This window comes from Micrococcus sp. TCR-5 (assembly GCF_052220525.1).
Classification (GTDB): domain Bacteria; phylum Actinomycetota; class Actinomycetes; order Actinomycetales; family Micrococcaceae; genus Micrococcus; species Micrococcus luteus.
In genome coordinates this window covers 99189-114567 of record NZ_JBQPDO010000008.1, presented here as the reverse complement: position 1 = coordinate 114567, position 15379 = coordinate 99189, and the positions used below count along the sequence as shown (strand labels likewise).

Below are 15379 nucleotides of genomic sequence, written 5' to 3'. Positions count from 1 at the left end.
TCCACGTCTGAGACGACACGCCCGACCACCGGGCGTTACACCACTATGCGGGACTCAACTACGCAGGAGGACGGCAAGACGCCGATCACCCGCTGCGAGGACGTCGAGAAGTACGACACCGTGGCGGAGATCAATCAGCCGGGTGTGCGGTCGATCTTCCCGGAGGGCGGTACCAACGAGAAGTTCGCGCGGGAGCACTACCCGCAGGGCGAGCTGCTGACGCACGACAACCTCACGGTGTTCGACGCTCTCGCGGCCGGTGAGGCGGACGTGATGACCACCGACCGCTCCGAGGTGCTCTACATCGACCACGAGTACCCCGAGCTGTGCGCCGCGAACCCGGACGAGCCCTTCGACTACTTCCAGAAGGGGTACATGCTCCCGCAGGGCGACGAGGTGTTCAAGCACTACGTGGACCAGTGGCTGGCCATCGCGCTCAAGGACGGGACGTACGAAGGATTCGCGGAGCCGTGGGTCGGGGACGTGGAGCTGAGTCTGCCGCAGGGGTGAGCGGGTGGCAGGAGGTACCGGCCCGGGGCCATGTGGACAGGGCCGTGGATCCGGGGTGGGACGAGCCTATGACGACGATGCACCCCGCATGCGCCCCGTCCCTCTCCTCACCGACTGGAAACCCGTGGTCGGTCGACATGCCCCCGCACGAGTTCGTCGAGTGGATGGAGCAGGAGGCCGCCGCCTCGGACCTGTGGTGGCATCTTAGGGGGGCGCGGCGAGCTGGGGGCGGCACGAGTTGGAGTTCGTCGCGCAGATCACCGACCTGGTGCACCGCGTCGCCGAACCGAGTGACCGGCTGACCTTAGAGGACGAGGAGCCGGTGACCCGCTACGCCCAGATCATGCAGCTCGGCGACGGGCTGTTCATGGTCGAGATCGCCAGGGTGTTCGAGGCGGGCGCTTACAACTGGCGGATCGGCCGGAGCCGGGCCGACGAGGACGCCGAGAACGTTCCGGGCGACCGGGTGACGGGCGCGCAGAAGCTCACCGCCGCTGAGACCACCGAGGTTTTCACGAGCTGGGCTGAGGGTCACGGCCTGCCGCTCGGCTACGGGGCCTCGCTGCATGTGTACGGGGACGTGCCGCACCCCGGGCAGGTGGGGGCCTGACACCGGGCCGGTCCGGGTGTCGGGCCTTCAGCTCCTCCCGTCGGTGCCGCAGTTCGCGCTCTGCTCTGTTCAACGGCGACCCATCGAAGGGCAGGCGGGCGAGGTCCACGGCCTCGGCGGCCGCGAGCGCCTTCCGCGTGGCCGCCGCCGCGGCCCGCTGGGAGCGACCTCCCCGCGCCTGCTCGGCGCCTGGAGGACGGCGATGTTCTGCGCGTGGAGATCTCTGTCGCCGGTGAGCCACGCGAACAGCAAATGCAGGTAGAGGTTGTGTGCGGCGACGGGCGCGGCTGTGGCAGTCGGCCGTGCTGATCCGCTCGAGCGAGCCGAGGCCCGGGGCGTTCACCTGCGGGCCTCGAGGTCCAGGACCAAGACGCCGAGCACGGCGAGCAGCGACGAGAGCGTGCCCCGGCCTGTGCTGCGCTCGATCTGCCGGACGGTGGCGTCGGAGATCCCGGCGAGGTCTGCCATCTCCTGTTGGGCCAGGTTGAGCTCCCTGCGTGTGGCGCGGACGTGCTCACCGATCCGGCGGATCGCAGGATGCGGGGCGGTCGTGGCCCCATCGTGGCACGCGGGCGGCGGCTTCCGAAGAGTTTTTCGGAAAGGCGATCTGGTCGGGGGCTACGGCGTTCTCTGCGCTCTTATTCCGAAGGAATCTTCGGATTCACCCCGCAGGGGATGCTCGGAAGGGTCAGGACGGGAGGTGGGCGCCCCGGGTCGCAGGGTCCCGGCGACTCGTCCAAGGCGTACGGTGGTTCGGCATCAGGCTCGACGTCACGAACCCCTTGGCCAGATGGAGGCGTCGCGCGGCCCATTCAGCTTTCTGGCTGTAGGCCATCAATGGTCCGGCCGCCATCCGCCGAGGTCGTTGTGCGGCCGGTTCTACGTGCAATGTCAAGTAGATTTCCTGAGCCCGGAGCGAAGCGATGGAGAAGTCTTGAGCTGGACTCTGGTTCTGGGACCTTCCCAGCGCGCTCAGCAGGGCGAGGGTGCCCACTGCTTTGCGTAGCAGTACCTCGTCGAGGTTCTCGGGTGCCTTGGCGCCTGGGTAGGAATAGTCTTTTACCTCGATCATCCATAGACGGCTGCCATCCAGAGCGACGACATCACATCCGTGGATGTGGCCGGTACCGCTGATATCTCGGTATTGGGGCCACTCATCGAAGACCTCCACCCTCCAGTCCTCAGGGAAGGAGAAGATCGTGCCGTCGATCTCTACCTCGGCCATCCGTTTCACATCCCGAGGTAGTCATCCGCCTGGCGCGCCTCGGCCTCTAGCGCGGCGATGAAGGGCAGGTTCTCCATCACCGCGACTGAAGCGGCCGTGACGCGGGCAGCTGCGTCCGGCTGCCCGTCGTCAGTCGAACGCTGAAGCCCGATGAAACGAGGAACGATGTCACGCTCGTTCTCCAGAGTCATCTCCAGTTCTCGCAGGAGGAAGGTGCTGTGAGTGGCTACGAAAATCTGCACCCCATGCCGGGCCAGGTGGATGAGGGCATGGGCCACTGCCTTCTGAGAGGACGGATTGAGGTTGGCCTCGGGCTCGTCCCAGAACAGATACCCACTCTCCAACAGTGCCCCGGAGGAGATGAGCCGGACGATCATCGCCAGCTTCCGGTGGCCTTCGGCCAGCAGCGGTGCTTCCAGATTTCCGATGCCAGGTTGGTGGAGATAGAAGCGGCCGCCTCCCTCAGAGACCGTTCCTCCTTGGAGAAGCTCGGAGAAGGGAGCCAAGAGCTCGTTGGCGCGGCGGCCGCGCGGTCCACGGAGCGCCGGCAACAGCAGCAGCTGTACAGTGTCCCGCCATGTCTCTTCGAAGGGGGTCTGATATGTGTCGTAGAGGGAGACGAAATCGGCTCCCAGTGACAGAAGTTCGTGGGACGGCATGAAGACGGGCTGGTCCTCCTCGAGGGCCTCCGTCGGGTGCTTGGCGAGCTCGACTTCGGTGCGTGAGCGCGAAGAGAAGCTGAATTCCAAAGGTGTCCCCACACCCTCAAGCTTCAGTCGGACACTGCTTCGCGCAGTCCCCTGAACGCGGCGGCTCAAGCGGCCCAGCGAATCCGGGCGAAAAGTCCCCACCAGCTTGTCGGCGATGGCTGGCTGCAGCTCACGCTTCGTCGCACCGGGGTTCTCACGAAGCGAGCGTGTGGCCGCATAGAGCAGCTTCAGCAGCTGGGATTTGCCGGTGGAGTTGTCACCCAGAACAACATTCAGTGAGCGCGAGAATTCCACATTGATCGCTTCGAACGGACCGAAGGCCTCAGCCTTCAGGCCCGCCACCGGGTGCTTCGCCATGCGACCAGCGTACTGTTCCGGTGTACCTAAGTGGGTACACCTGTGATCTCCTGGCATCTGTTCGTGTCGATGCGGCCAGCATTCTGCCTCCACCCGACCCTGCTGAAAGGCCCCCATGCCCGCCCCTACCCCCGTCACCTCCCCCCAGAACCTCTCGAACTTCGTGTGGGGGATCGCGGATCAGCTGCGGGGCGTGTTCAAGCCGAACCAGTACGGCACGCTCGTCCTTCCGCTCACCATCCTGCGCCGTATGGAGGCGGTCATGGACCCGCACCGGGAGTTCTTCGCGGAGTTGGCGGAAAAGGGGCATCCGGACTTCGTCCTGGACAACCTGGTGCAGTCCCGCACGGGCCTGACGTTCTACAACCTCAGCCCCTTCACCCTGGACCGCATCCTGCAGGAGCCGGACCTGCTCCGCACGAACCTGCTGGCCTACGTGGACGGGTTCTCCCAGAACGTGGCGGACCTGTTCACCTATTACGAGTTCGACAAGACGGTCGCCAAGCTGGACGAGCACGACCGCCTCTTCCTGGTCCTGCAGCAGTTCGCCTCCATCGACCTCTCCCCGGACACCGTCTCCAACGCGGAGATGGGCACCCTCTTCGAGGACCTGATCCGCCGCTTCGCTGCTGCCTCCAACGAGACCGCCGGTGAGCACTTCACCCCGCGCGACGCGGTGAAGCTCCTCGTGGACCTGCTCACCGCCAACGACGACGACGTCCTCACCGGCTACCCGGTCCGCACCGTCTATGACCCCACGGCCGGCACCGGCGGCATGCTGTCCCTGTTGGACGAGCGCCTGCGCCGCATGAACCCGAACGCGGAGGTCCGCCTGTTCGGGCAGGAGCTCAACGACCAGTCCTATGCGATCTGCAAGTCCGAGCTGCTCGGCAAGGGCCAGGACGCGGACGGCATCGCTCGCGGGGACACCCTCAAGAACGACGCCCACCTGACCGAGCGCTTCGACTACGTCCTCTCCAACCCGCCCTACGGCGGCGACTGGAAGGCCTCCCGCACCGCGGTGGAGAAGGAGATCGCCGCCGGCGGCGCCACGAACCGCTTCCCGGGCGGCACCCCCGCCATCAGCGACGGCCAGATGCTGTTCCTCCAGCTCGTGGCTTCGAAGCTCCGCCCGGTCTCGGAGGGTGGCGGCCGGGCCGGCATCGTTCTCAACGGCTCCCCGCTGTTCACGGGCGGGGCCGGCTCGGGCCCGTCCGAGATCCGCCGCTGGCTGCTGGAGTCGGACCTGGTGGACGCGATCGTCGCGCTGCCCACGGACATGTTCTACAACACCGGCATTGCCACCTATGTGTGGGTGTTGGACAACAACAAGCCGGCAGACCGCCGCGGCACGGTGCAGCTGATCGACGCCCGCACGTTCTTCACCAAGCTGCGCCGCAACGTGGGCTCGAAGAACAAGGAGCTGTCCAAGGCGGACCGCCAGCGCGTGCTGGACATCTACCGGGACTTCGACGCCCAGTCCGAGGACAATACCGAGTTCTCCAAGGTCCTCACCCCGCAGGATTTCGGCTACCGGGAGATCACCGTGGAGCGCCCGCTGCAGCTGCGTTTCGAGGTGGAGGACGCCACCATCGCGGCGGCGCTCGCCACCAAGCCGGTGGACAAGCTTCCCGACGACGGCCGCTCGGCTCTCGAGGCCGCCCTCGCTTCCCTGCGTGGCCGGGTCTGGGACCACCAGCCCACCTTCGTACTGGAGCTGAAGAAGGCGTTGAAGGAGCACGGCGTGACCGCCGGTGCCCCGCTGGTGAAGGCCCTGACCGGGGCGATCGGCGTGCACGATCCCGAGGCGGAGGTGGTGAAGAACAAGAAGGGCGAGCCGGAGCCGGACACCTCGCTGCGGGACACCGAACTGGTGCCCTTCGGCCGGGACATTCACGAGTACTTTGAGGCCGAGGTGGCCCCGCACGTGCCCGGCGCCTGGATCGACGAAGCGAAGACGAAGATCGGCTACGAGATCCCCTTCACCCGGCTGTTCTACACGTACGTGCCGCCGCGCCCCCTCGAGGAGATCGACGCCGAGCTCAAGCAGCTCACGGCCGAGATCATCGAGCTGCTGCAGGAGGTGGAGCGGTGACAGCTCGATCCTCATCCAGGAAGTTCGGGTGGTGCGTTGACCTCGTTTCAGACAATGCGCCCGAGGAGTCGGAGTTCCGCGTCGCAGCTGAATCAATGGTCGGGCATACCGGTCGGCTCGTGACCGATCATCAAATCGACTCGGAGGGGCGCGGCACTTCGTTCCGAGCCGGTGATCTCCTCTTCAGCAAGCTGCGCCCGTACTTGGCGAAGTCGTGGGTTGCTAATCGTGACGGTGAGGCCCTCGGGGACATCCATGTGTACCGTCCGGTCGATGAAATGTGTTCTCGCTACCTCGGGTACCTAGTGCTGAGTTCCTTCTTCCTGGAACAGGTGAACGCGTCCACGTATGGAACCAAGATGCCGAGGGCAAACTGGGACTTCATCAAGACCATCGAAGTCTGGGCGCCTGACTTCGACACGCAGCGGCGCATCGCGGACTACCTCGACCGCGAGACCGCCACGATCGACGCCCTGATCGAGAAACAGCGTGCCCTCGCGGGAGCTCTCCGCGAGCGGCGCAGCGCGGCTATCGAACATGCACTTCAAGCGGCTGCCGATCGACGACTGCTGCTCAAACGCCTTGTCTCACGAGTCGACCAAGGCATCTCGCCAGACACGAGCTCGGCTACTGGCCTGGAAGACATCTGGGTCTTGAAGTCGGGCGCCAGCAACGATGGATTCTTCAACGAGGAGGCATCGAAACCGGTGCCTGAGAGTGTCACGGTTCCCCTTGGGATTGAGCTCCATGAGGGAGACTTGGTGGTATCCCGTGCCAGTGGTAGTCCGAGGCTCGTAGGATCGGCAGCAATAGTCGGTCAGCTGTCACGCCGCCTCGTTCTTTCGGACAAGAACTTCAGGCTGGTGCCAAGTCAGAACGTGTGGGTCCGATACCTCTACCGGGCTCTGAACTCGCAGATCTATCGGGAGCAAGTCCTGCGGTCGATCAGCGGAGCCGAAGGGCTTGCGAACAACCTGCCATTGTCGAAACTAATGAACTTCACGGTGCCCGTCCCACCCCTGGAAGAGCAGCGCGAGATCGCCGACCACCTCGACCGCGAGACCGCCACAATCGACGCCCTGATCGCCAAGGCCGAACGCTTCATCGAGCTCGCCCGGGAACGCCGTGCTGCACTGATCACCGCCGCCGTCACCGGCCAGATCGAGATCCCCACGGAGGACTGACCGCACATGGCCATCCACAACGAGAGCGAGCTCGAGACCTACATCTGCGAGTACCTGGAGCAGCACGACTGGCTCTACTCGCCCAGCGATGCCGGCTACGACCGCAAGAACGCGATCTTCCCCGAGGACGTCCACGCCTGGCTGGCGGAGAACCAGCCGGAGGACTACGGGCGCCTCGTGAAGGCCGATGCCCCGGCCTCCGCCCAACAGGCGCAGCGGGACCAGATCACCACCCGTCTGATCGACGTGCTGAACAAGCCGCAGGACACCGGCGTCGGCGGCACGCTCAACGTGCTTCGCAAGGGCTTCAAGGTCGGCACCTCCGCCACCCTGCGCATGGCCGAACCGCGGCCGGCCACGAACCTGAACCCGGCCGCCGTCGCCTCCTACGAGCGCATGCGGCTGCGCGTGATGCGTCAGGTGCACTTCAACCCGGCCACCAACCAGTCCGTGGACCTGGTGCTCTTCGTCAACGGCCTGCCCGTGGCGACGATCGAACTGAAGACCGACTCCACCCAGTCCATCGGCCACGCGAAGAAGCAGTACCGCGATCGCAACCCGAAGGCCACGCCGCTGTTTGGGTTCGGCACCCGCGCCGTGGTCCACTTCGCCGTCTCCAACCGCGAGGTCTGGATGACCACCAAGCTGGCCGGGAAGGACACCTTCTTCCTGCCCTTCAACCAGGGCGACGACGGCCACGCCGGCAACCCGCTCAATCCGGACGGCGGTTCCTCCACGGCCTACCTGTGGGAACGGATTCTCCAGCGGGACACCTGGCTCGAGATCCTCCAGAAGTTCGTCTTCCTCAAGAAGGAGACCGTGGAGGACGAGTATGGCCGCTCGCGCCGGAAGTCCACGCTGATCTTCCCGCGCTTCCACCAGTGGGAGGCCGTCACCACGATGCTCGCCGCCGTCCGCGAGGAGGGCGCCGGCAAGTCCTACCTGATCGAGCACTCCGCGGGCTCCGGCAAGACCAACACCATCGCCTGGACTGCCCACCGCCTGCTCTCCACCTACGGGGCGGACGAGCAGCGGGTGTTCGACTCGGTCATCGTGGTCACGGACCGCACCGTGCTGGACGACCAGCTTCAGGAGGCCGTCCGGCAGATCGAGCGGACCTCCGGCATCGTGGTGGCCGTGGACCGCAAGAACCTCGGGGGAGAGGCCACCAGCAAGTCCGCCCTGGTGAAGCAGACCCTGTTGCAGGGCAACCGGATCATCGTGGTGACGCTGCAGACCTTCCCCGCCGTGCTCGAGCTCCTCAAGGGTGACTCGACGCTCGCCGGCCGCACCTACGCAGTGATCGCGGACGAGGCGCACTCCTCCCAGACCGGCTCCGCCGCAGCCAAGCTCAAGCGCGTCCTCACCCCAGACGAGCAGGCCGACCTCGAAGACGGGGGAGAGGCGGACACCGAGTCCGTCCTCGCCGCCGAGGTCGCCGCCACCGGACGCGCGGAGAACATCAGCTTCTTCGCCTTCACCGCCACCCCGAAGGACAAGACCCTGCAGATGTTCGGCCGCCCCTCCGGCGAGTACGACGAGAAGGGCCAGGAGATCCCGGCCTCCTTCCACCGGTACACCATGCAGCAGGCCATCGAGGAGGAGTTCATCCTCGACGTGCTGAAGAACTTCACCAACTACGACACCGCCTTCAAGCTGGCCCTGGCCGGACAGCAGGGCGAGTTCCGTCCGGAAGGCGACCGGGCCGCCGTCGGGAAGCCGACCACCGAAGTGGACCAGACCGAGGCGAGCAAGAAGCTCATGCGGTGGGTCAAGCTGCACCCGACGAACATCGCGCAGAAGGTCAAGATCATCGTGGAGCACTTCCGCGCCAACGTGGCCGGACTGCTCGACGGGCAGGCCAAGGCCATGGTGGTCACCGACTCCCGCGCCGCCGCCGTCCGGTACAAGCGCCAGATGGACCAGTACATCCAGGACATGGGGTACACGGACGTGGGCACCCTGGTGGCCTTCTCCGGCGAGATCACCGACGACGACTTCGGGCTCGAGAAGGTCACAGAACGGTCCATGAACCCGTCCGTGACCGGCGACCTGGCGAAGGCGTTCGACGGGGACGGCTACCAGGTGATGATCGTGGCCAACAAGTACCAGACCGGCTTCGACCAGCCCAAGCTCTGCGCCCTGTACGTGGACAAGAAGCTCTCCGGCGTGCTCGCCGTCCAGACGCTGTCGCGCCTGAACCGTGCGGCACCCGGCAAGGACACCACCTACGTGCTGGACTTCGTGAACTCCGAAGACGACATCCAGGCCGCCTTCGAGCCGTACTACGCCGGCGCGAAGCTGGAGACGGTGACGGACCCGAACCTGATCCATGACCTGGGGACGAAACTCGACGCCGCGGGCGTGTACGACTGGGACGAGGTCGACGCGTTCGCCGAGGTGTGGGTCGTGTGGAAGCCGGGGAGCGGGCAGGAGGGCCTGCAGGCTGCGCTGGAGCCCGTGGCATACCGGTTCCGCAAGGAGCTGGCGCATGCGCGGATGAACCAGGACGAGACGCGCGTGAACGAGCTCGTGCTGGTGCGCAAAGACATGCGGTCCTTCGTCAGCCTCTACGACTTCCTCTCCCAGATCTACGAGTTCGGGGACACCGAGCACTACAAGCGGGCGCTGTTCCTGCGGCACCTGGTGCAGCTCGTGGGCGATCAGCCCGGCGGTGAGGAGCTGATCGACCTGAGCGATGTGCAGCTGGTGAGCATTCGGCAGAGGAAGACGTCCTCGGGGGACATCGGGTTGACCGGTGGGGCCGCGCTGAAGGGGACGACCGCTGTGGGAGGCGGGCAGGTGCGTGAGAAGCAGCGCGGGCCGTTGGAGGAAGTGATCGAGAAGATCAACGAGATCTTCGCCGGCGAAGGCGTGGATGCCTCCCCGTCCCAGCAGGAGGCGTGGGTCAGTGCCCTCGTGGCGCCGCTCATGGAGGACGAGAAGCTGCTGGGGCAGGCTGGAGCAAACTCGCTGGAGCAGTTCCTGGCGAGCCCGAACCTGGAACGGTCAGCGATGGGCGCCGTGTACGCGAATGAGGACGCCTTCGCGAAGATGACGGACATCGTGGGCAGGGGCGGGGACCCATCCAAGATGATCGTCGCGGCGATCGGGGAGTACCTGTACTGGAAGGTGCGGAGCGAGGGGACTGGGCCGGTGGACGTTGCTCACGGACGGTCCGCCGTTTTCGCTGACGAAACGGCCCCTTCGCAGGGTACTTCCGTCGATGAGAGGGCGAGCGCGACGCCGTCGCGCGTCCGGAAGGGGAACTGAGATGGCACATCCCAAGACACTGCAGGTCTTCCTGATGGACGGTGCACCCACCGGTCGGCTGAAGTGCACCCTCGACAACTGGACGGGCCTCGTCTACGTGGTGCCACGCACCAGTCTCAACGCGGACGGGCACCCCGAGGCGTTCGAAGGCACCGGTGTGTACCTGCTGCTGGGGCAGGACGCCGATTCCGGCGACGACGTCGTCTACGTCGGGCAGGCTGTCGGGCGGGCCAACGGCAACGGCATGGTAGGCAGGATCCGGGAGCACGTCCGGAGGGAGGCGCACGACTTCTGGAACCGAGCCATTCTCCTCTCCACCCTCGGGGACACCTTCGGTCCCACGGAAGTGACCTACCTGGAGCACTACTTCCACCAGGCTGCATCCACGGCCGGTCGCTTCACCGTGGACAACGCGGTAGCGCCCTCCCAGGGCAACGTCACTGAGGAGAAGAAGGCGGAGCTGGAGGAGTACGCCGACAAGGCCAAGATCCTGATCAGCGCCCTGGGGCATCGCGTCTTCGAGAGCGCTGACGGCTCACATGCCGCGGCCGCGGCTGGCCGGGCCACCCAGGCGCCCGAAGCGGAGCCGAAGCGCACCCTGTTCACCATGACGGTCAACGGCGTCAGAGCCCAGGGACACCCGACGCCGGACGGGTTCGTCGTCCTGCGGGGCAGTGGCCTCATGGAGGGGCTGCGGCCCAGCGCACCCCCCGGTGTCCGGGCGGGCCGGGAGCGCTTCGCCGACCACATCGGTGCCGATGGGGTGCTGACCGAGGACGTCTCCTTCACCAGCTCCTCGGCCGCGGCCGGATTCGTGGCCGGCGGGAGCATGAGCGGGCCGTCCTCATGGCGGGCGCCGGATGGGCGCACCCTCGGCGAGGTCGAGGCCGCCTCGGCCGCGCCGGAGCCCATGGAAGACGACGCCTGATGAGGACGCGGCCGACCGCCTTGGATGCCGCCGTCGACCATCCGCGGGGTGCCCAGAGCGACGCCCAAGGACCGGGGACGGAGCGCTCGGGGTCGTTGACCGCGAACGTCATGACCGTCGCGGACGCACTGCGCGACCCTCGTCTCCGTATCCCCGAGTACCAGCGGCCCTATACGTGGTCCACGACGAACACGGGGCAGCTCGTCGAGGACATCCGTCGCTTCCGTTCGGCCGCGTCCTACCGGATCGGCACCATGATCGTGCACGCCGAGGACGGCTGGCTGGACATCGTCGACGGCCAGCAGCGGTACATGACCTTCGCCCTGATCGCGCTCGCACTGCAGGAGGTCCTGGGCGACACCGCCGAGCGCGCCGAGCACCAGCGTGCGGCCCTGGACCGCGCGGCGGCCATCGAGCTGCCGCCGGGCCGCCGGGACGTGTCGGAGCGCCACATCGTCGAGAACCACCGCCTCATCCTGCAGACATTCCGGTCCTGGAAGAGCTCCGAGGTCGAGGATTTCGCGGACTACTTCTTGGACCACTGCACGTTGGTGCGTCTGGTCGTCAACGACCTCGACGCAGCATTCCAGATGTTCGACTCGCAGAACACCCGTGGCCGGGCGCTCCTGCCCACCGACCTGTTGAAGGCCTATCATCTCCGCGCCTATGGAGAGGCCACATCGGACCGGGCGGCGATCCTCACGGCCGTGCGGGAGTGGGAAGCTACCCCGCCGTTCGAGATCCACCATCTCTTCTCGCGTCTGCTCTATCCGATCCTCCGCTGGAGCGCCGGTGAGTCCCTGCCGCGCGACGGCTTCACCGCGTCCCGGATCGGAGCGTTCAAGGGGATCTCCGCGGGGCCGACGGGCCTCGGCCGACTGCCCTGGGCGCACGGGCTTCTCATGGCCAAGGCCCACGTGGACGACTACAACGGGCGCAACGCCGCGCTGATCGCGCACGGTGCCCTTCCTCCGCTGGAATTCCCGTTCCAGCTGACCCAGCCCGTCATCGACGGCGAGATGTTCTTCCGCCTCGTGCGCCACTACACCCGGCTCGCGAGGGCCCTCGGCGTCTCCGCGACGGACGCGGAGCAGACCGCCGGGGACGACGCCCGTCGCGGGAGGGAGAACAGGCAGTTTCAGACGATCACCCGGCTCGTCCGAGCGACCGGTACCGGCGCTGGCTACCGCTACACACAGGAGCTCTACGGAGCGCTGCTGCTGGCCTACGCGGACCGGTTCGGCGACCACGACATCGAGCGCGCCGCTCTCGTGCTCGCACGGCATGCCTTCGCATTGAGAACGCGGTTGACGCGGGTCTACCCGCGCTCCGTGGAACTTCACGCGCTGGGCCAGCACGGGGCGCCGGACCTGGAGGACCGGGTCAACCTGTTCCGCCTGATGAGGAGCAGCCTGGACCCCGCCGCCGTCACCGGGCGCGTGGCGGCCCTCCCCGGGCCGTACGTGGACGAGGCCTCCCCGGTGGAGCGTCTCTACTCGGACACGCCCTGGGACACGGAGGAAGCCCACGATGCAGACTGAGAAGCACGCGCCTGAGGCGCTGACGATCGAGGAGTTCTTCACCGCCGCCCGGCACTACCGGGTGCCGGTCTACCAACGGGCCTACGCCTGGACGCAGGTCGAGATCGCGACACTCCTCGCAGACGTGCGCCGCGCTCGCCTCCGCTCGGAGAAGCCGGATACGCAGGGAGCCTCGTCCGACTACTACCTCGGCTCGCTGGTGGTGAACCGAGCCACGACTCCTGAGGGCGTGCCGATCGACGAGGTGGTCGACGGGCAGCAGCGCCTGACCACGCTGACGGTGCTGGCGGCCGTCGCGGAGCGTGTCATCCGTGCCGGTGTCCTCGACCCCCGGGCGTTGGCCGTCCTGGATTACGAAGGGCGCCCCGAGGCCGGGGAGGACCTCGCGACCCTCCGCCGTCGGGGCGCCCCCGCCGGGACGTCGTTCCAGGTGGACGCCATCGGGGTGGCCGTCGAGACGATCGCTGCGGCCTGCCGGCGGGCCGTGGACCGGCAAACCCCGGCAGACGATCAGGAGGTGATGTTCGACGGCGACGACCTCGCGTACCTCTGGAAGCATGTCCGGTTGCTGCGCACCGAACTTCCGAAGGGCACGGACCTCAACCACTATTTCGAGGTGATGAACACTCGCGGTGAGCAGCTCGCCAAGCACGAGATCCTCAAGGCCACATTGATGCGGCCTCTCCAGGACGCCACGGACCGGAAGGTGTTCGCGCACGTCTGGGACGCCTGCGCCGTTCTGGACCGCCACGTCCAGCTCCAGTTCTCAACCGAGCGGCCGAAGGATGGCGGTGAGGCGGCAAGAGACGCCGTCTTCGGAGCGTCCTGGTCGGCCCTCCTCACACGGGATTTCGCGTCGCTGCGGGCAGCTCTCGCGCCGAGCCTGACCGCGACGGTGTCGGGCGCCCGCACCATCATTGGGGCTCTGCGGGCCGCCGGGCAGACCGCCGTGGAGTCCTGGCCCTCGTCCGACCAGCGCCAGGACGACGCCGATACCGGCGCCTACGGGACCATCGTCGACTTCCCGAACTTGCTGCTGCATGTGCTGCGCGTGATGCAGGAGAAGGGTGAGGGGGCCGAGCCCGGCCTGCCGCGGTGGGGCCAGGACTCAACGGGGGCCGTGCGGCTCGAGGACGGCTCCCTGCTGGAGCAGTTCGCCCAGCACGGCCAGGCCGACGCGGCCTGGTCTCAGCGCTTCCTCGTGACGCTGCTCCGTATGCGCCTTCTGCTGGACACTTATGTGATCAGGACTCTGGCGACGACGGGAACACAGGCGGACGAGGAGAACTGGGTGCTCAGCCGAGCTCAGAAGCTCGAGACGGAAGCCGGCGAGCGCTCTCCGCGCCGACGGCTGGGTGTGAAGAACACCTTCCAGGATCCGCAGGTCCAGGACGCCGTCCGGAACCTTCAGGCCATGTTCCAGGTCACCGACACGCGCCGCACGTCCAAGTACTTCCTGTACCGCATCCTGCGATGGCTGGATGCGCAGCCGGTGGACGGTGTGGACGGCGTGGCGTTTCAGCTCATGCTGGAAGATCTGGCGCGGGAGCGCCTCCGTGCCTACGACGCGGACGAGGGATTGGACCTTGGGGTCAAGGTCCCGAACTTCGTGTTCAACGTGCTGGATTACATCCTCTGGGATCTCGGACGTAATCCGTCCGCCGAAGCGGGGGCGCTCGGGGCTGCACTCGGCGACGTTGAACGGAGTGTCCTGTCCCAACGCGCAGGCTCATTCCGCTTCCGGTACCGGACTTCGGTGGAGCACTTCTATCCCGTGGTTCCTGGCGAAGGGCAGAAGGTCCTGACATCGACGGAGGTGAACCGTTTCGGGAACCTGTGCATCATGGGCCGACGCGAGAATTCCCAGCGGAACAACCTGATGCCCGTCTCGAAGGTGAAGCAGTACTCCTCGGACGAGCAGAGCCTCAAGTTCCAGCTCATGGCCGGCATCCTTCACGCCGAGGGCGACTGGGACGCCCCCCAGATCAAGGAGCACGGGAACAGCATGCGGCGGATGATCCAAGAATGGCAGGGCAAACGGCCCTGACATCGCGGGACGATCTGGCCCCAGAGGCCCCCGTTAAGCTCGTCACATGGTCGCCGCGCGTGAAGTCACCCTTCAGGAACTCCTCGGGGGCTCCTACCAGTACACGGTCCCGCTCTATCAGCGGACGTACTCCTGGGGCCGCCCGCAGTGGCAGCGACTGTGGGAGGACGTCGTGGACGTCGCCGACCACCGGCGGGACAACCCTTCGGCGACCCACTTCCTCGGTTCGCTCGTTCTCGCCGGCTTCCGGGACAACGGGCCCGGTGGCGTCCAGCGGTGGCTCGTGGTGGACGGGCAGCAGCGGCTGACGACGCTGACGCTCCTCCTCGCCGCTGTCCGCGACCACCGGGCTGAGCACGAAGGCCCCATGCACGCCGATCGGGTCAACGAGAAGTACCTGGTCAACAAGTGGGAGGACGGCGACCTCCGCTACAAGGTCCTGCCCACCCAGGCCGATCGCGGCGCCTACCGCGGACGGATCGAGCACGCCCCGGACGCTGCCGAAGGCTCCAGGATCAGCGAAGCCCACCAGTTCTTCCTGACGAAGCTGCTCGGGTTGAGTCAACCGTCTGCCGACGGTGAAGAGGAGCCGCTGACCTTGGCGGAGGTCGAGTCCGCCGTCGTCGCCGGCCTGTCGATCGTGTCCGTGACCACCGGGGAGAACGACAACGCCCACCGCATCTTCGAGTCGCTGAACAACACCGGCCTCAAGCTCACCCAGGGCGACCTGCTCAGGAACTACCTGTTCATGCAGCTGCCCACACGGGCGGATGAGGTCTACACCACCCTGTGGCTCCCGTTGCAGAACCTGCTCTCCAATGAGGAACTGGAGACCCTGTTCTGGCTCGACCTGGTGCAATAGGATCCCAAGATCCGCCAGACGGAGATCTACGCGGGGC

General features: G+C 66.6%; 11 protein-coding genes and 1 pseudogene. 9 read left to right on the top strand and 3 right to left on the bottom strand.

The window, feature by feature from the left end; genetic code table 11:
- Together ACTSKS_RS06595 and ACTSKS_RS06590 are read left to right on the top strand one after the other, a co-directional pair.
- Positions 1 to 510: pseudogene (locus ACTSKS_RS06595) on the top strand (hypothetical protein); the annotation flags it as partial.
- 238 nt (positions 511 to 748) lie between these two features.
- Positions 749 to 1120: a hypothetical protein gene (locus ACTSKS_RS06590; protein ID WP_206481068.1), complete on the top strand. Its 372-nt coding sequence runs from the start codon at positions 749 to 751 to the stop codon at positions 1118 to 1120.
- Between the two features lie 339 nt (positions 1121 to 1459).
- Here the strand turns inward: ACTSKS_RS06590 and ACTSKS_RS06585 are convergent, their stop codons facing one another.
- From ACTSKS_RS06585 to ACTSKS_RS06575, 3 genes are all read right to left on the bottom strand, one after another.
- Positions 1460 to 1642 carry a helix-turn-helix domain-containing protein gene (locus tag ACTSKS_RS06585; protein WP_442927384.1) on the bottom strand — a complete coding sequence of 61 codons (183 nt, stop codon included), beginning with the start codon at positions 1640 to 1642 and terminating at the stop codon, positions 1460 to 1462.
- A gap of 166 nt (positions 1643 to 1808) precedes the next feature.
- Positions 1809 to 2345, bottom strand: a complete 537-nt coding sequence (locus ACTSKS_RS06580) for a hypothetical protein (protein ID WP_225348687.1) — start codon at positions 2343 to 2345, stop codon at positions 1809 to 1811.
- A 5-nt stretch (positions 2346 to 2350) separates the two neighbouring features.
- Positions 2351 to 3412: an AAA family ATPase gene (locus tag ACTSKS_RS06575; RefSeq protein WP_206481071.1), complete on the bottom strand. Its 1062-nt coding sequence runs from the start codon at positions 3410 to 3412 to the stop codon at positions 2351 to 2353.
- Positions 3413 to 3527: 115 nt separating this feature from the next.
- On the opposite strand from ACTSKS_RS06575, the gene ACTSKS_RS06570 reads away from it, so the two are divergent.
- From ACTSKS_RS06570 to ACTSKS_RS06540, 7 genes are all read left to right on the top strand, one after another.
- Positions 3528 to 5507 carry a type I restriction-modification system subunit M gene (locus tag ACTSKS_RS06570; RefSeq protein WP_442927383.1) on the top strand — a complete coding sequence of 660 codons (1980 nt, stop codon included), beginning with the start codon at positions 3528 to 3530 and terminating at the stop codon, positions 5505 to 5507.
- The gene (locus ACTSKS_RS06565) at positions 5504 to 6691 is read left to right on the top strand and encodes a restriction endonuclease subunit S (RefSeq protein ID WP_442927382.1); all 1188 of its coding nucleotides are present in this window, start codon (positions 5504 to 5506) and stop codon (positions 6689 to 6691) included. The genes ACTSKS_RS06570 and ACTSKS_RS06565 overlap by 4 nt, the downstream gene beginning before the upstream one ends.
- Positions 6692 to 6697: 6 nt before the next feature.
- On the top strand, positions 6698 to 9964 hold the full coding sequence (locus ACTSKS_RS06560) for a type I restriction endonuclease subunit R (RefSeq protein WP_134415906.1): 3267 nt from the start codon (positions 6698 to 6700) through the stop codon (positions 9962 to 9964).
- Position 9965: 1 nt separating this feature from the next.
- The gene (locus tag ACTSKS_RS06555) at positions 9966 to 10892 is read left to right on the top strand and encodes a GIY-YIG nuclease family protein (RefSeq protein WP_166795238.1); all 927 of its coding nucleotides are present in this window, start codon (positions 9966 to 9968) and stop codon (positions 10890 to 10892) included.
- A gap of 110 nt (positions 10893 to 11002) precedes the next feature.
- Positions 11003 to 12433: a DUF262 domain-containing protein gene (locus tag ACTSKS_RS06550; RefSeq protein WP_242821237.1), complete on the top strand. Its 1431-nt coding sequence runs from the start codon at positions 11003 to 11005 to the stop codon at positions 12431 to 12433.
- Positions 12423 to 14480 carry a GmrSD restriction endonuclease domain-containing protein gene (locus ACTSKS_RS06545; protein WP_134415900.1) on the top strand — a complete coding sequence of 686 codons (2058 nt, stop codon included), beginning with the start codon at positions 12423 to 12425 and terminating at the stop codon, positions 14478 to 14480. The genes ACTSKS_RS06550 and ACTSKS_RS06545 overlap by 11 nt, the downstream gene beginning before the upstream one ends.
- A gap of 46 nt (positions 14481 to 14526) precedes the next feature.
- Entirely contained in the window at positions 14527 to 15342 is an 816-nt protein-coding gene (locus ACTSKS_RS06540; RefSeq protein WP_248087451.1) for a DUF262 domain-containing protein, read from the top strand.
- Positions 15343 to 15379: the final 37 nt, after the last annotated feature.